General features: G+C 65.9%; 18 protein-coding genes and 2 pseudogenes. 9 read left to right on the forward strand and 11 right to left on the reverse strand.

Annotated elements, in window-relative coordinates:
• Positions 1-66: 66 nt before the first annotated feature.
• The 10 genes and pseudogenes from DWV08_RS04340 to DWV08_RS04380 form a co-directional block, all read right to left on the reverse strand.
• A complete protein-coding gene (locus tag DWV08_RS04340; RefSeq protein WP_115412667.1) occupies positions 67-990 on the reverse strand; it encodes an HAD family hydrolase in 924 nt (307 codons plus the stop codon).
• Positions 987-1406 carry a formylglycine-generating enzyme family protein gene (locus DWV08_RS17345; protein ID WP_338142904.1) on the reverse strand — a complete coding sequence of 140 codons (420 nt, stop codon included), beginning with the start codon at positions 1404-1406 and terminating at the stop codon, positions 987-989. Before DWV08_RS17345 ends, DWV08_RS04340 begins: the two co-directional genes overlap by 4 nt.
• Before the next feature lie 41 nt (positions 1407-1447).
• Positions 1448-1951 (reverse strand): annotated as a pseudogene (locus tag DWV08_RS17355) (SUMF1/EgtB/PvdO family nonheme iron enzyme); the annotation flags it as partial.
• Positions 1948-2316: a hypothetical protein gene (locus DWV08_RS04350; protein WP_115412668.1), complete on the reverse strand. Its 369-nt coding sequence runs from the start codon at positions 2314-2316 to the stop codon at positions 1948-1950. The pseudogene DWV08_RS17355 and the gene DWV08_RS04350, both read right to left, overlap by 4 nt.
• Positions 2237-3196: a class I SAM-dependent methyltransferase gene (locus DWV08_RS04355; protein WP_115412669.1), complete on the reverse strand. Its 960-nt coding sequence runs from the start codon at positions 3194-3196 to the stop codon at positions 2237-2239. Before DWV08_RS04355 ends, DWV08_RS04350 begins: the two co-directional genes overlap by 80 nt.
• Positions 3193-3456 carry a hypothetical protein gene (locus tag DWV08_RS17035; RefSeq protein ID WP_241237393.1) on the reverse strand — a complete coding sequence of 88 codons (264 nt, stop codon included), beginning with the start codon at positions 3454-3456 and terminating at the stop codon, positions 3193-3195. The genes DWV08_RS04355 and DWV08_RS17035 overlap by 4 nt, the downstream gene beginning before the upstream one ends.
• The gene (locus DWV08_RS04360) at positions 3423-4691 is read right to left on the reverse strand and encodes an arylsulfatase (RefSeq protein ID WP_241237394.1); all 1269 of its coding nucleotides are present in this window, start codon (positions 4689-4691) and stop codon (positions 3423-3425) included. The genes DWV08_RS17035 and DWV08_RS04360 overlap by 34 nt, the downstream gene beginning before the upstream one ends.
• 993 nt (positions 4692-5684) lie before the next feature.
• Positions 5685-6173: a DUF1269 domain-containing protein gene (locus DWV08_RS04370; protein WP_115412671.1), complete on the reverse strand. Its 489-nt coding sequence runs from the start codon at positions 6171-6173 to the stop codon at positions 5685-5687.
• Between the two features lie 368 nt (positions 6174-6541).
• On the reverse strand, positions 6542-8893 hold the full coding sequence (locus DWV08_RS04375) for an arylsulfatase (protein WP_115412672.1): 2352 nt from the start codon (positions 8891-8893) through the stop codon (positions 6542-6544).
• Between the two features lie 173 nt (positions 8894-9066).
• Positions 9067-9426: pseudogene (locus DWV08_RS04380) on the reverse strand (transposase); the annotation flags it as partial.
• 697 nt (positions 9427-10123) lie between these two features.
• Between DWV08_RS04380 and DWV08_RS04385 the strand changes: the two are divergent.
• From DWV08_RS04385 to cls, 7 genes are all read left to right on the forward strand, one after another.
• Positions 10124-11311 carry an AI-2E family transporter gene (locus DWV08_RS04385; protein WP_115412673.1) on the forward strand — a complete coding sequence of 396 codons (1188 nt, stop codon included), beginning with the start codon at positions 10124-10126 and terminating at the stop codon, positions 11309-11311.
• 311 nt (positions 11312-11622) lie between these two features.
• Positions 11623-14103 (forward strand): winged helix-turn-helix domain-containing protein, encoded by a 2481-nt coding sequence (locus tag DWV08_RS04390; RefSeq protein WP_115412674.1) that lies wholly within the window; start codon positions 11623-11625, stop codon positions 14101-14103.
• A gap of 105 nt (positions 14104-14208) precedes the next feature.
• Entirely contained in the window at positions 14209-14772 is a 564-nt protein-coding gene (locus DWV08_RS04395) for a DUF4203 domain-containing protein (protein ID WP_162801497.1), read from the forward strand.
• A gap of 262 nt (positions 14773-15034) precedes the next feature.
• Positions 15035-15352 carry a YggT family protein gene (locus DWV08_RS04400; protein WP_162801498.1) on the forward strand — a complete coding sequence of 106 codons (318 nt, stop codon included), beginning with the start codon at positions 15035-15037 and terminating at the stop codon, positions 15350-15352.
• A 136-nt stretch (positions 15353-15488) separates the two neighbouring features.
• Positions 15489-16211 (forward strand): hypothetical protein, encoded by a 723-nt coding sequence (locus DWV08_RS04405; protein WP_241237395.1) that lies wholly within the window; start codon positions 15489-15491, stop codon positions 16209-16211.
• A 311-nt stretch (positions 16212-16522) separates the two neighbouring features.
• Positions 16523-16741, forward strand: coding sequence for a hypothetical protein (locus DWV08_RS04410; protein WP_127097505.1), 219 nt, complete (start codon positions 16523-16525; stop codon positions 16739-16741).
• A 192-nt stretch (positions 16742-16933) separates the two neighbouring features.
• Complete coding sequence (gene cls / locus DWV08_RS04415) at positions 16934-18391, forward strand: cardiolipin synthase (RefSeq protein ID WP_115414907.1); 1458 nt, start codon at positions 16934-16936, stop codon at positions 18389-18391.
• Positions 18392-18412: 21 nt separating this feature from the next.
• Here the strand turns inward: cls and DWV08_RS04420 are convergent, their stop codons facing one another.
• The gene (locus DWV08_RS04420) at positions 18413-18757 is read right to left on the reverse strand and encodes an SHOCT domain-containing protein (RefSeq protein ID WP_115412678.1); all 345 of its coding nucleotides are present in this window, start codon (positions 18755-18757) and stop codon (positions 18413-18415) included.
• A 286-nt stretch (positions 18758-19043) separates the two neighbouring features.
• Between DWV08_RS04420 and DWV08_RS04425 the strand changes: the two genes are divergently transcribed.
• Positions 19044-19487 carry a DUF6325 family protein gene (locus tag DWV08_RS04425; protein ID WP_115412679.1) on the forward strand — a complete coding sequence of 148 codons (444 nt, stop codon included), beginning with the start codon at positions 19044-19046 and terminating at the stop codon, positions 19485-19487.
• Between the two features lie 223 nt (positions 19488-19710).
• Positions 19711-19824 carry an SHOCT domain-containing protein gene (locus DWV08_RS17360; RefSeq protein ID WP_338142906.1) on the forward strand — a complete coding sequence of 38 codons (114 nt, stop codon included), beginning with the start codon at positions 19711-19713 and terminating at the stop codon, positions 19822-19824.
• Positions 19825-19850 lie beyond the last annotated feature (26 nt).

A 19850-nucleotide genomic window follows, 5' to 3' on the forward strand; every position in this document is an offset into this window, starting at 1 on the left:
CCATGAGAGCCCGGGCCCGTGAAGCATCCCCGCACATGCCCGAAGGAGTGACGAGGAGGGGAGTGATCACTCCCTCTCTACGGTCGGGAAGACGTGCGTCCAGTCCTCGGCGATGCTCACCGTCACCCAGCCGAGCCGCTCGGCGACGGTCGTGATCGGCTCGGCGTCCTGGAAGGTCGCCGCTGAGCCCCGGTAGTCGTACTCGTGGTCGGCGTCGTCGTGATCGATGAGGATCGCTAGACCTCCGCGTGGGGAGGACTTCGCCCATTCGAGCATCTCGCGGTCGCCGCCCGAGTTGCCCACGGCGATGAGCGGGCGCCGACCCGTCTGGGCCTGGATATTGGCGATCTTCGCCGGGCCCTCGTTGGCGGTGCCCATCCGCTGCACCGTCCGGCGCAGGCGCGGGCGGTCAACGTGGGTCCGCGAGAACTCGTAGCCGATGATGGTGCCGACGACCAGCTCCGGCGGGATCCCGTACAGGCGCTGGCTGATGCGGCGCACGAACTCGGTCCCTCCGGCGGTGACGAGGCCGACGGTCACGTCCCGGGCGCGCAGCTCCTCGATCAGCTCGAGCATCGGCTGGTAGACCACGGAGGTGATGGGCACGTCCTGCGTCGGGTGCCGGTACCGCTCGACGAAGTCATCGACCGCCGCCCCGAACTCCTCCGGGGTGGCGCCGTCGAACAGTGCAGCCAGGGCCACAGCGACCTCCGCAAGACCCATCTCGCCGATCGCCTGCATATCGGCGCTGAGTACGGCGGCGAACTCGGGCCGCGTCGCGAGCGAGGGGTCCTGCACAGCCCGCTGCTCCAGCGCGTCGAGGAAGAAGTCGTACTGGACACATGTCGGCTTCTCGCACCACATCGTGCCGTCGTTGTCGAGGTAGGCGACGCGCTCCTTGACCGGCACGTCCGCGATCCCGTCGAGGAAGCTCAAGATCGCGTTCCTCGTCGGCCCGGGGCGCCAGGAAGGAAGTCTCTGCGTGGTCATCGGTGCTCCTCGTCGGTGGATCGGGACCACGCACAGCGGAATCCGACGTGGCTCATCCCGGTGTCGATCATCTGTGGTCTTCGAGCCGCAGGCCGGTACCGAAGGCAGTACGTGTCCGCGCACAGATCCGAGCCGCCCTTGATCACCTTGCGGGGCACGCGGAACTGGGGCTGCGCCGGGTCGTAGCTGTCCTCGACCGCGCCGCCGCGCGGATCCCCCGAGGCGCAGCAGCTCGAGGCGGCCGCGTCCGGGTGCTGCGCGCTCCACCAGTCCTCGGTCCACTCCCAGACGTTGCCGGCCATGTCGTGGAGGCCGTAGCCGTTGGCGGGGAAGGAGCCGACGGGCGCGGTGCGCTTGAAGCCCGACTCACCGGTCGAGCGCCAGGGGAAGTCGAGACCGTCCCAGGTGTTGGCCATGATCCGGCCGTCCGGACGACTTCGTCACCCCAGGTGAACTGCGCCTTGTCGAGACCGCCACGGGCAGCGAACTCCCATTCGGCCTCAGTGGGCAGGCGCGCGCCGACCCACTGGGCGTAGGCGTGTGCGTCCTCCTAGGCGATATGGACTACAGGATGATCGCCGCGGTCAGCGACCGTCGAGGGGAATCCTTCGGGGCGGGCCCAGCTGGCACCCGGCTTCCAGTGCCACCACTGGCTCAGGTGTCGCAGATCCACAGGGCCGGACGTCGGGGTGAACACCATCGAGCCGGGCAGGAGCCTCTCCCGCGGCACTCCGGGGAAGTCATCCGGATCCAGCGGACGTTGCGCGACAGTGCGATAGCCGGAGTCCTCGACGAAGGCCGCGAACTGGCTGTTGGTCACCTGGTGGCGGTCGATGCCGAAAGCGTCGACCCTCACGGGGTGCGCCGGGGCCTCTTCCGGGTAGTGGCGGTCGGAGCCCATGGTGAAGGTGCCGCCGTTCAGGACGACCACGTCATGGGTGCTCCGCAGAGTCTCGGTCATGAGGTCGTCCCCTCACAGGAGGAGGCGTCGAGGACGACCAGATCGTGGCGCACCAGGCGGCGGACGAACTCCGCGGCTCCGAGCCCCAGCTCGGCGATCGCGGTGTTCCCGTCGATCCGGTGGAACATCGCCAACTCCTCGGGGTCGGCGAACAGCACCAGGTCCGTGTCCGTGTGGGCACGATTCAGCAGGGCCGCCGCGACGCCCGGGGGCAGGCATTCCTGCACCGCGAGCACCGTCGGCACCGGGATCGGTCGCCACGTCCTCGCATCGGGGCGCGCGGGGTCAGGCTTCTCCGCGGTGGGATCGGGCTGGTGCGCGTCGCGGTCGTCGTCGGCGACCGCGATCGCGGTGTGCCGCAGCATGGTGCCGCGGAACAGCTCGAGAGCCGCGTGCTGCTCCGCGGCGGGGAGGGCAGTGACGGCTGCTGTGCGGGGTCTCGCTGATCGATCCGCAGTCCGGGAGGTACGGGGCCTGGCGGACCCAGCGAGCCAGGCGCAGCCCCGCGCTCTCCAGCAGCTCATAGAGCTGCGGCACCGAGTAGGCGCGGTCGCGAGGGTTCAGCAGGGCGTCGGCCAGCGCGCCGTCGTCGGCGAAGTCGCGGGTCTCGCGCAGCAGGCGGCTGATCGGATGGCCGGAAGGGATCTCCCGCAATGTGGCGACGAGATCGGTGATGTCCTCCGGTGCGCTGCTCAGGCCCAGACGGCGGCAGTAGTCCTGGATGAGGTAGACGCCGGCACGGCCGTACGGGGCGAACACCATCAGCGTCATCGCACCGCCGCGCGAGAGGACGTTCCGCAGCGCGCGCAGCCCCACCTCGGGATCTGAGAGGTGATGAAGCACGCCGGTGCTGATGACGTGGTCGAACTCGGCGCCGAGCTCGGTGGCGTCCTCGATCGGCAACTGGTGCAGCCGCAGGTTGGGCACCTGATGGCGCCGGGCGAGTCGGCGCGACCGCTCGATCGCGGTGCGGCTGACGTCGATGCCGACGACCCCGGCAGAGGGGTCCTGCAGGGCATGCCGGACCGCCTGGCTGGCGCCGCATCCGGCGACCAGCACCCGGTGCGAGGCCGGGACCGGTCGCCACGGCCACAGCAGGTGATGCGCCGCCCGCTGCTGCAGGGGCGAACGCGGCGCGGCGGTGTCGAGGCGGGTCGGCGGCGGGTACGGATGGTGATCGTAGAACTGCTCGATCACATCCGCCCGCTGACAGACGGGGGCCCGACGCCCCAGCGAGCTCGTCATGCGCTGCCCGCACCTACCCGGAGCTTCGCCATCACCTTGTCGACGCTGAAGGACGCGGGCTGCTGGCGCGGCGGGAAATCCTGGAGCGTCTGCAGCAGCTGCGCGACGTACATCTGGGCGGGGACCAGGAGGAAAGCGTGGCTGATCATCCAGTCGTAGTACGTGTTCGAGGTGATGTCCGCCCGCTCGTAGGGATCAGTCCGCGGGTTGAAGATCTTGGGGACCCTCAGCTCCGTGTACGGATCGATCCACACCTGCATGGTGCCCGGAGCACGCTGCTCGAGAAGACGATCTTCCAGTTGTCATAGCGCAGCGCCGTGAGATCCCCGTCGTCGGAGACGTAGAAGAAGTGGTTGCGTGAGCTCTTCTCCGCAGCACCGGTGAGGTAGTCGAGCTGGTTGTACCCGTCCAGGTGGACCTTGTACTCGGTCCCGTTCAGGTCGTGTCCCTGTCGAAGCTGGTCGGCGACGTCGGGATTGCCGGCCGCGGCGAGCAGCGTCACGAACCAGTCGTTGTGACTCACGATGTCGTTGAGCACGCTTCCGGGCCGGATCTTCCCGGGCCACCGGACCACGCAGGGCACCCGGTAGGCACCCTCCCAGTTGGAGTCCTTCTCGTTGCGGAACGGCGTCATCCCCGCATCCGGCCACGAGTTCATGTGCGGACCGTTGTCGGTCGAGTACAGGACGATGGTGTTGTCCGCGATGCCCAGGCGGTCGAGCTCGTCGAGCACCTGACCCACGATCTCGTCGTGGTACAGCATCGTGTCGTGGTACGGCGACTGCCAGCGCCCCGCCCGCCCCAGGTCCTCCTCGCGGGTATGGGTCCGGAAGTGCATGTGGGTGGTGTTGAACCACGTGAAGAACGGGGTGTCGGACTCCACCTGACGGCGCATGAAGTCGATGGTGGCGTCCCGGAACTCCTCGTCACAGGTCTCCATCCGCTTCATGGCCAGCGGCCCGGTGTTCTCGATCCGCTGGGTGCCGTCCCCGTTGGCCCAGGACTTGATGACCCCACGCGGGCCGAAACGCTCCGCGAAGTTCGGGAACTCCTCCTCGGTCGGATAGTCGGGATCCTCGGGCTCCTCCTCGGCGTTGAGGTGGTAGAGATTGCCGAAGAACTCGTCGAACCCATGGGCGGTGGGGAGGAACTCGTCGCGGTCACCGAAGTGGTTCTTCCCGAACTGCCGGGTCGCGTAGCCCTCTGCCTTGAGCGCCGTCGCGATCGTCGGATCGTCCGCCCGGTATCCGATCGGGGCACCGGGAATGCCCACCTTGGTGAGGCCGGTGCGGTAGGGATTCTGGCCGCTGATGAACGCGGCGCGGCCGGCAGTGCAGCTCTGCTCGCCGTAGTAATCGGTGAATCGAGCGCCCTCCTCGGCGATCCGGTCGATGTTCGGGGTGCGGTAGCCCATCAGGCCATCGCTGTAGCAGCTGAGGTTGCTGATCCCGATGTCGTCGCCCCAGATGACCACGATGTTCGGCTTGTCAGCCATGTCTTCTCTCCTCGAGCTGGTCTCACGGTCTGCTCCGCCGCGCCGGTCCTGGCACTCGCCGACCTCCTCAGTATCGGGAGCGGGCCTGGGAAGGTATCCCCCGATGAAGGTGATGGGCCCGACCTGCCGGGCCGCAGGATGGGAGGATCGGGTGTCGCGGGATCCGTAGGTTCGGCCATCAGGGTGAGGACCGACCACGTCGGCATCGTCGTCGAGGATCCGGTCCACTGCGAGGACGCGCACCGGCAGTGCTCCGCGCGGGGTCGGAGGAACTCCTCGTCCGCCACGCTCAAGAACTCGGAGGACGATGCTCCGCGCCGTCCGACCGTCACCGCCCCGCAGACACCCAGGATCGACACCAGACGAGGCAGTGAGCTCGGTGGGAACCCTCACCGGGACATCACCGGGGTACTCGTGCTCGGGGTCGCCGAGGACTTTCCGTGCATCCACTCCGGCCCGGACGCACTCCCCGACGCGTTCGCGCACATGCTCCTGCTCGAACGCTTCCAGGGGCCAGTGGTCGCGGAGATACCGAAGCGATCGCCACTGTCACGGTCGGTGACCAGATGTGTGTCGCTCCGCGGCGGCGCGAGCACGAGCGCGCCTGCTGCGCTGGCACGGGACGAGCACCAGCTCGTCATCTGCTGCCAGTGCCACGGGGCCGACGAAGGTTCCTGGCCGGGCTCTGCGGAGATCGGCTTCGTGGCCACGGCGAGCCGCAGCGTCAGGGCCGGGGTGCCCTCAGCCGCGAGATCCTCGTCAAGCGGTGCCCCGACTCAAGACATAGCTCTCGGGGGGGGGTGACTCGCCGGTCGCGGGCTCGAAGCGCGAATTCTCCCGCGGTGCTCTCACCTCAGCGCCTGTATCTGGAGGGAGCGGTCCGGAACGGGGACGAGCCCACTCCGCGACGCCGAGGACGAAGGAAAGGCGAGTGCGACGTGCAGATGGCGCCCTCCCTGCCGGGAGAGCGCCCACTGCGTTGAATGAAGCAGGTCAGTCGATGAATGCCAGACGCAACGCGAACTCTTGCTCGTTCGAGAGGTTCGAATGGATCAGGTGCGGGTGCAGCTGCAGCTCGGAGAGTGCATCCCTGACCTTGTCCTGGACGGCGTCCTCCGTCAAGAGGAAGACGGCCGAGGTGCCCTCGGTGACTTCGTTGCGGACCTCCTTGATGAAGTCGTCGTCGATCCCGACGTCGGAGAGCTTTCCCGCCAGAGCGCCGGCTGCAGCGCCCACGGCTGCACCGAGCAGGGGAACGAAGAACAGCAGTCCGAAGAGCAGCCCCCACAGTCCGCCGCCGGCGGCACCGGCTCCCTCCAGGTTCACCTGCCTCGTCTTCGGCTTCTTCTTGCCTTCTTTCCACGACACGGTCGCGGAGTCGAGAACCCGAATGAGCTCTTCCTTCTGCAAGCCATTGAGTGCTTCGACTGCGACGTCCGCGGAGGACGGATCGTCAAACTTCCACACTGTGAACGTAGCCATGGTCCACTCCTTCTCTTTCTCTTGGTGTTCTTTCCGTTTTCCATCCTCTCGGAGCGGCGAGAGGACGCCTTCACCCCTACTGGGTGAACGTGAGACGGCGCGCTGCACATCAGCGGCCGGACCATCGAGGAAGCCGGTACGGGCGAGTTCGAGCCGGTCTGGCGTGGTCGCTCTGTCCGTGGCCTCCGGCGATCTCGGGGTCGATTCAGTCGGCGCACCATTCTCGGCGGGATCGGAGGAGGCGGTGGGTTTCGGCGGCTACGTAGGGGACTGCCGCACGGAGAGGTGATATCTTCACCTGCTCGTGCGGCAGTCCCGACCGGAAAGGGAGCCAGTGGCATGTGTGCCGACGATGACACTACGTGCAGTCAGTCCATCGCGGTGGCCAGCCTGAGCCGGTCCATTCCAGTCGGCTCCTCGAAGTCCCCGAACTCGAAGGTGATCGAATCGATGGTGCCGGTGAACTCGAAGAGTCCGCGATCCTTGTAGTCGTCGCAGACGGGCGACCGACTGTCTTGTCCGACGTCGAAGCACTCGGCTCCCGAGCGCATCGGAATCTGTCGTGCCACGCGCGTTGCGGCGACTTGCTCCCCGTCGACGAAGAGAGCCGCCGTGGCCGGGCTGCCTGGTGCGGCAGCATCGGGCAGGACGTCCACCACTATGGTGTGGTGGCCTTGGGGAAGCGGCTCCTCGGCGATAGCGTCGTAGCGCTCGAGGCCGAAGAAATTGTAGTGATAGCGGAGCTTGCCTTCCCACAGGAATACCGAGAACCCGGCGGCGTCGCCACCAAGTGCGAACAGCACGCCCTCGGCGCCGCCTTCCGGGACTTCGATAGGAATCGTCGCTTTCCAGGGGACGCTAATGAACTTCGGGCCCGATCCCTCCGGCTGTCTGATCATCCCCGGATAGAAGGTGACCTTCTTGCGTCCGTGGTAGAAGCTGGGCCTCAGTGTGACATCAAGACGCTCAGCGAAGCGGTCGTCAAGCGGCATGACCTGGTACTTCGCGGCCTCCGTGAGGAATAGGTCTTGCAGCTCCTTGAGCTTGTCGGGTTTCTCGGCCGCGAGGTCGACGGACTGGCTGAAGTCTCTTGAGATGTCGTAGAGCTCCCAGGAATCCTCCTCGAAGGAGAAGGTCCCGGACGTCTCCCAGGGCAGGCGTCCGTGTCGACAGGACGCCATCCAGCCTTCGTGATAAATGCCGCGATTGCCCATCATTTCAAAGTACTGCGTCTCGTGGCGGCCCGGAGCCTCTGCGTCGGCGAAAGAGTAGGCGAAGCTTGTGCCCTCGATCGGCCGCTGGGCTACACCATTGACTTCGACCGGCTCGCGGATGCCGACTACCTCCATGATCGTGGGCATAACATCGACGACATGATGGAATTGGGAGCGCACCTCACCCCGGCCGGTGATGCGATTTGGCCAGGAGACGATCATGGAGTTGCGGGTCCCACCGAAGTGGGAGGCGATCTGTTTGGTCCACTGGAACGGGGTGTCTCCGGCGTGCGCCCATCCGGCGGCGTAGTGCGGGGAGGTTCCGGGCAGGCCCCAGGTATCGAGGAAGCCCATGGCCTCGTCAATCGTGGGCTGTATGCCGTTGAGGCTCATGATCTCATTCGGCGTGCCAAGCAGAGAGCCTTCGCCGGAAGAGCCGTTGTCACCGATGATGTAGATGACGAGAGTGTTGTCCAGTTCGCCCAGCTCATCATAAGCATCGATGACGCGACCGACCTCGTGGTCAGTATGTTCGAGAAAGTCCGCGAAGTTCTCGGCCTGGCGGGCAAAAAGCTGCTTGTGATCGGCAGGCTGGGAGTCCCATGACGGGATCTGTTCCGGCCGTTCGGTGAGGTTCGTGCCGTCGGGAATGATGCCCATCCTCAGCTGGTTCTCGTGCACCTGGCGACGGTACTCGTCCCATCCCATGTCGAACCGCCCGGCGTTGCGGCCGCGCCAATCTAGCGGCGGCTGGTGCGGGGCGTGGGCGGCACCGGTGGAGAAGTACGTGAACACGGGGCGGCCCGGAGCGATCGTCTTCTGCTCCCGCAGCCAGGTGATGCAGTCGTCGGCGAGATCGCGCTGCAGCTGGTAGCCATCCTCGGGCCGCGAGGGCGCCTCCACCGGCGTGGTGTTGCGGATCAGCGACGGGTAGAACTGGTCGGTCTCCCCGGCAATGAAGCCGTAGAAGTAGTCGAACCCCTGTCCGGTAGGCCAGTTGCTGAATGGGCCGGCGGGGCTCGTCTCGTTGTCGGGAACGTTGTGATTCTTGCCCCACCAGCCGCAGGTGTAGCCGGCCTGCTTCAGAAGCTCACTGACCGTGGCGCAGCTCTTGGGGATGATGCCGCAATAACCGGGATAGCCGGTGGCCATCTCTTGGATCACGCCGGCGCCGACTGAGTGGTGGTTGCGTCCGGTCAACATCGCCGCCCGGGTCGGAGCACACAGAGCAGTGGTGTGGAACTGGTTGTAGAAAAGCCCGCGGTTATGCATCCGTTCCGCATTGGGCATGCGCACCAGGCCGCCGTTGACGCTCGGCCAGCCGAAGCCGACGTCGTCGATCAGGACCAGCAGGATGTTCGGGGCGCCGGCGGGCGCCTTCTTCGGCGGCGGGAAGTCCGGCTCGGAGTCGGCGGCGTAGGTGTTGACTGTCGCATTCGGGTACGACCACTCCGGCTCGGGCAGGTGATAGCGGTCTTGGTTCAGCGGAAACTCTTCTGTAGTCATGTGACCGAGTGTCGTGGTCGCGCTCACCCAACTGGTCACCCAGTTTGGGTGAGGGTGGGGCCGAGCCCCGGGAAGTGGTGAATCGGCCCAGCGTCGCCCCGGGTTCGGTGACGGAAGGTCTTGACCGGCGGGGGCCCACAGGCGCGATCATCGCGAAGCGCGCGCCTGGGAGCCATGCGGCGGGTGGAGACGCCGGCGAGGTAGCAGTCGACGACCACGGTGACCAGCACGGTCTCGGCCCGCTCGCGACGCTCCAGCATCCAGTGGGGGACATAGCTGCCCGAACGGAGCGTGGGCACAGCAACCTCGATCGTGCCGACGCGCGTGTCGAGCTCGCCGTGGCGGTAGCCGTTGCACTGGGCGCTCCGGGTCCCGCCGGGCGGGCCGTACTCCGCGCCGGTGACGAGGTCGGCATCCGCGGACAGCAGCATGTTGATCGTGCTCTGCAGCAGATCACGCATCGGATCCGGTGACGCTTCGGACAGAGCGTGGCTGAGCAGGCCAGCAGGGTCGACAGTAAGAGGAGCGGTCATCGTGACGACCGCGCTCGAATGAGAAGTAGAGAGCCTTCTTGGGGAATCATATGGTGGCCGCGTCCCCGTCCGGGTCGTTCACGGTGACCACCGCGCTGCACCACTATGCGGCACTCAACTGATCCCGAGCTCCTCACCGATGCGACGGGACGTTCCCGACCTCGTCGCTGGATCCCGTCGCTCTTCCACGGCCATCCTCGTGGCCCTCGCCCGAAGCTCATCCGGGGATCCCTCGGTACTGCGATGCCCCTCGTCCTCCCGTGGTATCAGAGCCTCCACCGGACCCGGGCTGATTCCCCCCCCGCCCGCCCCAGATGAGCGCAGGGATGCCGACTGCGATCTGCGACTCTCCCTCCGATCCTCGTGCCTCCCTCAGACCGTCCTCCGCGAGCTCCCGCGCCACGGGCATGCCGCGCGGCGCAAGGCCGGTGCCTGGTCGCCCAGTTCACGCGATCCGGGGGAAGCGATGGCGAGGGGCCGGCGCTGAGATGGGCCATCTACGATCGGCTCGGGAGGGAGAGAGTGGTGCGGAACCGTATCCTGGGCATGCATCTGCGACGGACGTCGCCGAATCGGTGCGGAGCGTCAGGTCTTGCCAAGCAGCGACCGCTCGCCCCGGATTATCGAAGTGAGACTTGTGGCGTGCCCGGGCACGTAGACACGAGGGCCAACGGGTCGCGATGGACGACGGTGTGCAATGGCTGAAGTCTACGCACGGAGCGGCAGTTCTGCTGCGGATTCCCGTCCACGTGTCGCAGTGATACTGGTCGGCGCTGCGTCCGTGGTGATCGTTCTGGCCGGGATGCGTGCGATCTCGGGAATCGTTGCACCGGTGTTCCTTGCCCTGGTCATTACCGTCACGCTGCATCCCATCCGGAAGCGCCTGGAGCGCTGGCGCCTGCCCGGATGGGTGAACTCCACGCTCATGTTGCTCATCGCCTATTTGGAGTTGCTGTTTCTCGCCATCGCGCTCTTCGTGTCGGCGTCGCAGCTGGCCGCGCTGGTGCCTCAGTATTCGGAGAAGCTCCATGAGGCGAGATCAACTCTCGGAGCAGTTCTGAGCGCGGCCGGGATGGACTCGATGCACGTAGACACCATCATGGATTCTCTCGATCCGGGCCGACTGCTCAACATCATAGCGGCCATCCTGTCGAGCAGCTTCGGCATGGTCGCAAACCTGTTCTTCCTCGCCACCATTCTTCTGTTCTTCGCCTTCGACACCGATTCGACACGCCGCGGTCTTGCCTTCGCAGGGAGGCGCCATTTTCCAGGAGTTGTCGAGGCGCTCGCAAGCTTCACTCGCGGGACTCGCAACTACATGAACGTGGCGACAGGCTTCGGATTGATCGTCGCGGTGGTCGACGGCATCGTGCTCTACCTTTTGGACGTCCCTGGGGCCTTCGCATGGGCAGTGCTGGCATTCGTCACGAACTACATTCCGAACATCGGGTTCGTCATCGGTCTCGTGCCCCCGGCGTTCATCGCGCTGCTGGACGGCGGCACGGGGAAGATGCTCCTCGTCATCGTGCTCTACTGCGTCATCAACTTCGTGATCCAGTCCATGATCCAGCCGCGGATCGTCGGTGACGCCGTCGGACTGTCGGCGACGTTGACATTTCTGTCGCTGGCCTTCTGGGCCTGGTTGCTCGGACCCATCGGGGCACTGCTCGCCGTTCCGCTCAGCCTTCTGGCCAGAGCGATGTTCCTCGAGGTGGACCGCAACACGGCGTGGGCGCTGCCCCTTGCTGCGGGGAAGTCGGGGCAACCTGTCCCCGAGAGCGAAGCCGCACGCGAGCCCGAGCTCTGCGAGCACGAGGAGGACGAGCGCGCCCCCGGGGATCGAGAAGGTCCGGAGGTCGGGCCGCGGACTGGTTCGGATTCCTGAGGCGTTTGGGCCGGCCGCCCCGGACCCCCGTCACGGGGTCAGCGGCGGTATTTCTTGCGCTCATTGACTGCCAGCATCGACCACGACGATACTCGCTTGAAAGCGTCGAGGCGTGGCTCTGGAACACGCCTTGAGGGAGGGGCGGCATCGTGGGGGCCAGGGTTGCAGGAGGGGGGCTCTTCGTCGCGCCCTCGAGGTTGCGCCCGCCCCGGCTCCCGAAGGCCTTCGTGAGTCGGAGGCGTCTGACAGAGGATGTGCTCGGCCAGCATCGGATCACTCTGGTCTCTGCACCCGCAGGTTCAGGGAAGACGATGCTCGTCGCGGACTGGGCACGCCGCAGGATCTCGGACGGCGACGACGTCGCCTGGCTGACTGTGGAGGGCGTGGACGATCGTCCGTTCGAGTTCTGGTCCGCGCTTCTCCAGGCATGCGCCATCGCGTCGGATGATGCGGCAGCCGTCCGGCTTCGTGCGATGACACCCCCGCGTCGGGATTTCGATGCACGCTTCATCGTCGCGATCGCGCAGGCCATCGGAAGGACATCGCTTGGCGCCGTGGTGCTGGACGATGTCCACCGACTGCACCATCCCGCCGTCCTGGCCGGCCTCGATCTGCTCCTCACCGAGATGCCGCCCGCCACGTCGATCATTCTTCTGTCGCGCTCAGCGCCGAGGATCTCCCTGCACGCGCGCGTCGCGGGCGACTCGTACAGCGAGGTGAGCGGCGCTGATCTCGCCTTCACACTTGACGAGGCCGTGGCGCTGTTCGAGCGCGTCACTGACCGGATCGAGGTCTCCGATGTCTCCCGCCTGCTCGCGAGGACGGAGGGGTGGGCAGTCGGGCTCGGCCTGGCTGCCTTCTCGATGAGAAGCGTCGCCGATCCGGCTGTACTCATCGACATGTTCGAAGGGAGCGATCACCGGGTCGCGGACTACCTCTTCGCCGAGATCATCCAGAAGCTCTCCGCGGAGCGCTACGAATTCCTCCTCGCGACGTGTGTTCCGCGTCAGCTGACCGTGGAACTGGCAGCCCATCTCTCCGGACGCGATGATGCAGGAGAAGAACTCGATGAGTTGTGTCGACTGAACGCGCTCGTCACTCAGTCCGATGATGGCTCCTGCTACCGCTATCACAGCCTGTTGAGGAGCTATCTGATCGCGACGCTGAATCGCAGGGACATCAGCGGCCTGCGACACCAGCATGTTCGTTCCGCACTGTGGTTCGAGAATTATGGAGATCCTGCATCGGCTATTGCGCATGCTTTCTCTTCTCGTGATGGCGACCTGCTGAACGACCTGCTCAGCCATCACGGCCCGCATCTGATCCTCTGCGGGCAGTCGGGCTGGATCCTCAGTCTCGTCGGGGCGCCGCCTCGGTCCGGGAAGATGGATCCTCGAATCATCCTCGTGGCGGCACTCGCCGCACTGGAGATGTCAGAACCAGACATGGCCGATGCGTGGCTGGGCCTTCTCGCTGACAGGGATCCGTTCCCGGAGGATCTTCGGTCGGCGGCTCTGCTCTCGGCGACGATCGTGCTCAGGTCTCTCTTCGGTGGTGACGTCTCCACGGCGTCGGCGCAGACCACCGTCCTTGACGTCCCCCCTACCGGGGACAGCGACGTGGACCTGATCGTTCTCACCGCGCGTCCCCCATGCCGCATGCGCACCGGAGATTTCTCGGGTGCGGTCAGCGATCTGGAGAAGGTGCTCAGGATCGCGACCGCACGTGAGTACCAGCACAGCGCGTTGTATGCGATATCACAGCTGGCAGGGATGCACGGAGCCCTCTGCGAATGGGGCCCAGCCAGGTACTGGGCACGGCGGGCCATCGAGTTCGCCCGCAGCAATGGCTGGGGAGAGTCGGTTCGTCTCGCCCATGCTCACCTGGTCGCCGCATGGACAGCTTTCCAGACCGGTGATTCGGCGGAGCTGTTCGAGCACTCCGAGAGCGGGGCGCGCGCGCTGGTCGGCGCCCATAACGTGGAGATAGGAATCGGCCTTCGAAGCTTGCAGGCGTTGTCGCAGTTCGATCGGGGATCAGGCGCCGAACTCGCGGAGGCTGCGGCCAGCGTCCATCAGATCTGGGAGCGCACCAGCGAGGTGGACCAGGTGTCGCCGGCGCTGATCAGTCAGTCGGCTCCCCAGGAGATCCGTGTTTGCCTGCTCACGGGACACATCGACTGGGCAGAGGCGGCGGCGGACAGGACGCGGCGACGGCTGCCGGGCAGCGTCGAGGCGGTGCTCACGCACGCTCAGGTTCTCGCAGCTCGGGGACGTGCCGAGGAGGCCGTCATGCACCTCAGGGAATGTCGAGACGGCAGGGTTGCCGTGCACGCAGCGACGGCGACGGTGACGGCTGATGTGCTCGCTGCTGTTCTTGAGAACGGGCTGGGAAATCACCAGCGAAGCTTCGTGTCGCTCGAGTCGGCTCTCGAGCGGGCGGCACCTCATTCGTTCAGGCGTCCCTTTCTCGATGCCTGGGATGATGTCCGACCGCTGCTCGCCGCGCATCGGGGCCGCTTTGGTGGGGCCGAACATTTCGTCGATAGCCTCTTCAGGAATCGGAATCGCTCGGACGTTCGCGATTCGTCACCTGCGGACCGTGCTCTCACCCACCGTGAGCAGTGCCTTCTGCGCGACCTTCCTGCAATGCTGACCCTCCGCGAGATCGCCGAGGCTCGAGGGATCAGCGAGAACACCGTCAAGACACACGTCCGCTCGATCTATCGGAAGCTGGGCATCAACAATCGCGCTTCGGCCGTACGGAAGGCGCGCGAGCGCGGCTTGCTCTGACGCGCGAGTCTCACCGGTTTCAGAGGATACGTACCGCAGGAGGTCGGGGGACTCTCGGGGCGACTGTTCGGCGCGGATCGCCCAGGGGGAACTATGTCACCGCTGATGCTCATCGCTGCCGGCACCGCCATGTGCTTCGCCGGGGCCAGATCCGTGCGCCTCGCCGTGCTCGTGGCGGGATTCGGGGCGGGCTGGACCCTGGCCCTCGTGCTCGACACCACCCCCCTCGCCTCATTGCTCATCGCGTTGCTCGTCGCCATAGGGGCCCTGCTCGTGATGCTGCTCGTGTCGAGGTCGGCGTTCTTCGTAGCCGGCTTCGTCGTGGGGGGCGTCACCGCGATCAAAGCGGTGGCCCTCATCTCGGGTGCCTCCGACACGTCGTGGATCCTCGCGGTCGCTTTGGTTCCACCGATCGCCCTCGGCTGCGCGTGGCTCACTGCCAGGTGGAGGACTCCGATGCTGCGCTGGGGCACGGCGGTGGCAGGGGCTGCGCTCATCCTCACGGGAGTGGAGCACGGTGTGAACTCCCTGGAGAGTCTCTTCCTGCGGCCGTGGCCCGCTTCGGCCCTGGGAACGCTGCTGGTGCTGGCGTCCTGGGCCGTGATCGCGGTGTGCGGAGAGCGCGTCCAAGCTCGGGCGCGCCATCACGTAGCTCGTGTCGATGAATGAGAGCCACCCGCTTCGGGGGAAGTCCGTCGGACGCATGTGGCGAATGCTCACAGAACGACCGACGAGGCCCCGCGCATGAGAGGCCTGCCGCTCACGCCACGTTCTTGGGGTCTGCCGAGACGGTGTGGATCGTCACTGAAGGGAGCGAAGACTCATGACACTTGACAGGCCCGCAGGTGGCGAGACGACGCGAGAGACGAGAGCGTCTCCCGAGCATCCCCCGGCGTGGGCCGTCCTTCGGGGAGCACGGTTTCTCGTCTACGTGCTGTACGTCTACGTGCTGGTGACAGAGGTAGTCCTTGTTCTGGGTTTCATTCTGCTGCTGTTCGGGGCCAATCCAGATGCCAGCTTCGTCCAGTGGGTGTATCGCGCTTTGGAACGCTCTATGGAGCCATTCCGCGGGATCTTCTCGCCGATTGATCTCGGGAAGACGGGAAATCAGGTGGAAGCTGTTCTGGACACCTCCATCCTCTTCGCGATGATCGTGTACGGAGTCGTTGCACTGGCCCTCCGTGCGGGTATCGACTGGGCAGCTCTGCGTCTGTACAGAATGGGTGCGAGTAAGGGTGGAGCGCTGTGAGAGCCGAGGAGCCTGTGTGCGCAGGAGTGCTTCCTCTGTCAACGGGACTGCCGGGCCAGGGGAGTGGCCCCGATGGTGGGGCTTCGGGCAGTGCTGAGGTTCGCGGAGGAGAACGGGCGGGGGGCGGGAGAATGTCATGAACGGAAGATCTCAGGACGGGAAAACGCCCGAGCAGGCAGCTCGCCCGGTTGTGGAGACGGATGCTGTGCCGGGACGGCGACGGGGTCGAGTCGAAGTCGACGAGAGGTCGAAGGGAGTCCTGGAGTACATCTCCGTCGTCACGCTCGCCGTCACAGCTCTCCTGACAGCATGGAGCGGATTCGAGGCGAGCAAGTGGGGAGGAGAGATGTCGATCGCCTTCTCGAGGGCATCCTCGGCGCGCATCGAAGCCTCCCGGTACGACACGGAGGCCGAGGCGGCAAGGAACTTCGACCTGCAGGTGTTCTCTTCGTACGTCGAAGCCGTAGCGATCGGCGATGAGAACTTGGAGGGGTTCGTGCGGTCCCGCTTCACGGACCATTTCACCGAGGCGTTCGAGGTGTGGATCGCGATGGATCCGCTGGAGGATCCAGACGCTCCCGAGGCTCCGTTCGGTCTCGAAGAGTACTCCCCGCCAGGCAGAGCCGAGGCGATCGAAGCGGACGCCCGTGCGGATCAGCACTTCGAGGACGCCCTCACCTTCAACCGACGCGGGGACAACTACACACTGCTGACCGTCCTCTTCGCCACCGTTCTCTTCTTCGTGGCGATCTCTCAGAGGCAGCGTACCCAGCGGATGTCGTTCACACTGCTGGCGTGCGGTGAGATTCTCTTCGTCATCGGTGTGGTGTGCCTCGTCGCGTTCCCCAAGATCATATGAGTATCCGAAAGCGCTGTGTGTCGTCGCCGGCGGCGGGGTGCACCGATGTCGCCGCGCTCCGAGTACTGGTAGATACCCCCGAGCGAGGCGCTCACGAGGATGTCTGGACCCGGTCGACCGTGGCGTTCGGCAGCACGGAATCTCGCCCGATGCCGGACGCGAACCAGCTGGATGCGCTCCGTGCCGTGGGCGCCATGAGTGCACGGGCCCCTGGTCGGGGCGTCAGCTGTGAGTGTCTCGCGGAATCCGCTCGCATGGTCCGACGAACCGAGCGTGGCAGCCCTGCGGGCGCGTGAAGAAAAGGTGTGTTCGTGGTGAAACGGGTTCATATTCGGGTCGATGCGGACCTCTCCGACGATTTTACGAGCATCTTTCCCGAGCTTCTAAAACGCACTCAGCGTGCGACGACAACTCTGACCGGAAACATTGCGGATCAGCAGGAGCTCCAGGGTATTCTGAATCTCCTCAGCGCTATGGACGTCGACGTGATCGAGGTCGTGACGATGCCCACGGACGACGAGGACGGGTGAACTCGTTCCGCGGCGGCTCGATGGCGAGCCATCGTGCGTCCAGACGACCCCGACTCGTCGTCGAGTGCACGGCGGGGCGCCCATCGCACGGCCATCAGCCCGTGAGGACCGACCATGTGCTCACCCTTCGGAGGTGAACCGTAGCTGACTCTCTTCCCATAGCGTCCGGAGGACTCGAGGAGAGGTGTGACGATGTCCGAGTCTCTGACAGTCCTGGCGGCCCTGCTGGCAGTGGGCGTCGCGCTCGCTCATGTGGTGTTCTGCATCGCAGCTCTCGGAGTCATCCCGGGACGGTCGAAGCCATCGTCGGGCATGGCATGGCTCATCCTCATCCTGGCGGTCCCCGTCGTGGGCGCTGTGGGGTACCTGCTGCTCGGCAACACGACCGTCGGACGCCGGCGGCGCGGCATCCAACGTGACGTCGACGAGCAGCTCAGGCTCCGCCACCACTCCGGTGGCACCGAGGAGGGGTGCGGTGCGGATACGTGGAGTGGCATCTCCCGATTGAACCAGGAGCTCGGCGGGCTGCCTCTCATCGGCGGGAACGGTGCCGATATCCTCGACGACCAGCTCAAGTGCATGGCAGCGATGTGCCGAGAGATCGCCCGCGCGCAAAGGTCAGTGCACGTGGAGTTCTACATCGCTGCGTGGGACCGGGCGACCGCCGATTTCTTCGACGAGCTCGTGGCGGCGGCCGAACGCGGAGTCGCTGTGCGCCTGTTGTTCGATCATCTGGGGACACGAGGCATCCCGGGGTACCCCGAGTTCCTGCGACGCCTCGATGCATCCCCGATCCGATGGGAGAAGATGCTCCCGATCGCGCCGCTGAAGGGGCAGACCCGGCGACCGGATCTCCGTAACCATCGCAAGATTCTGGTGGTGGATGGCCAGGTCGCATTCACCGGCTCCCAGAATCTCATCGAGCCCGGGTACAACAAGCCGAAGAACCATCGCCTCGGTCGCGAATGGGTGGACCTGATGGTGCGACTGCAGGGTCCAGTGGTCCGGCAGCTCGAGACGGTCTTCGCCACGGATTGGTTCGCCGAGACGGACGAGGATCTGCGTGAAGAGTTGAGGACTGCAGAGCCCGTACCCGACGACGTCGACTGCCAAGTCGTCCCGAGCGGTCCCGGCTACGTCACGGAGAACAATCTGCGGATGTTCAACAGCCTGATCTATGCCGCCACCTCGAAGCTGTCCATCACCAGCCCATACTTCGTCCCCGACGAGTCGCTGCTCTATGCGGTGACGACAGCGGCGCGTCGCGGCGTGGAGGTGGAGCTCTTCGCGAGCGCGGAGGCGGATCAGTTCATGGTCCACCACGCCCAGCGCTCGTACTATCGCGCCCTTCTCGACGCGGGGGTGCGGATCTGGCTCTATCCCGCACCCGCAATCCTTCACGCGAAGCACGTGACAGTGGACGGCGCCGTTGCGGTCGTGGGTTCCAGCAACATGGACATGAGGTCCTTCGCCCTGGATTACGAGGTGGTGGTCGTCATGCACGATGCCGCGGTCGTGTCCCGTCTTGCAGAGGTGCAGGACAACTACCGCGAGCTCTCCAGCGAGCTGACTCTCGCCGGGTGGCGGCGTCGCAGCTGGTGGGGAGCCTACATGGACAACGTCATGCGCCTGACCGCTGCGCTCCAGTAGGAGGCGAGGGCGCTCTCGTGATCAGCGGTTCAGGGCTTTGGCTTTGATCGTCTCGAACTCTGTGTCATCGATGATGCCGGCATCGCGCATCGATACGGCCTTGGCGATCTCATCGGAGATCGAGGCGTTGCCGAGCGCGTTGTCGAGGACGGCGGACCGCTCTGCCATGCCGCTGCCGCGAAGGAAGAGGTACAGGACCGCAGTGAGGATCGGCAGGAACACCATCGCGATCATCCATAGCGCCTTCGCCCAGCCCGGCAGGGCGTGGTCGCGGAAGATATCGCTGATGATGCTGACGAGCACTACGAGGTATGCCAGGAAGACGAAGCAGATCATGACGATGACGAGGACGTCCCAGAAGTTCATGAGTGAACCCTTCCGGTGGGGTGATCGTCTGATCCCGGTGGCCACGTACTCGCTTGCACTCACCCACGGAGGGTGAGTTGCGCACGGAGCGTCCGCGTGCGTGTGGGTCAGCGGGGACGTCGAGGATTGCTGGACCGACAGTGTCCGTCTCCGGGGCGCTCGCGGGGGCCGGACGGCGCGAGCGCGTGGCCTTCCGCTGCGCCGGGTGGCCCGAAGGGGGTGAAGCCGCGACGGGGACACAGCACTAGCGTCGCGGCATCAGCGTTTCCGAGACGAGGAGGTCGTCATGACCGAGACAGCTGCAGGGGCCGAGGACGTCGAACTCGGGCCCGTCGACTTTCTGATCATCGAGTTTCCCGGCGGACAGGTGGCGGGCGAAGGGCTCTCCCACCTGCTGGACCTCGTCGATCGCGGTGTCATCCGCATTCTTGATCTGCTGTTCGTGACGAAGGGGGCGCACGGTGCCGTCGAGGTGGTCGAAGCGAGAGACCTCGATGGCGACGGAGTGCTGGATCTGACTGTCTTCGACGGGGCGTCGTCGGGTCTTCTCGACGACGAGGACATCTCGCAGGCGGCGAGCGCGCTCGCCGAAGGGAGCACAGCCGGGGTGCTCATCTACGAGAACGTCTGGGCCGCACCTCTGGCCTCCGCGCTCCGGCGCGGAGGAGCTCAGATGATCGCGAGCGGGCGGATCCCGCTCGACGACCTCATGGCTGCGGTTTCGGTCTGAGTTCGCAGAATCGGGGTCCGTCGGGCCCCCTGAAGGAAGGGACGGCAAGATGCCGGGATTGATCCGAGGAATTGCACGCACCGCAGCGATCGCCGGGACGGCGACAGCAGTGTCGAATCGCGTGTCGCGCCGACAGGCCGGCCGCTGGGCGGCCCAGGGCGCCGAACAGCAGGGCTTCGTCCCTCCGCCCCCTCCCCAGCCGGCGCCACCGATCGCAACGCCGATGGATTCCGGTGCGCGCCTCGACGAGCTGGAGCGCCTGGGGGCGCTCCAGGCCCAGGGAGTGCTCAGCCCCTCCGAGTTCGCTGCGGAGAAGGCGAGGATTCTCGGCTCGTGACGCCGAGGCCCTCGCGCGAGGACGCC

This window comes from Brachybacterium saurashtrense (assembly GCF_003355475.1).
Lineage (GTDB): Bacteria > Actinomycetota > Actinomycetes > Actinomycetales > Dermabacteraceae > Brachybacterium > Brachybacterium saurashtrense.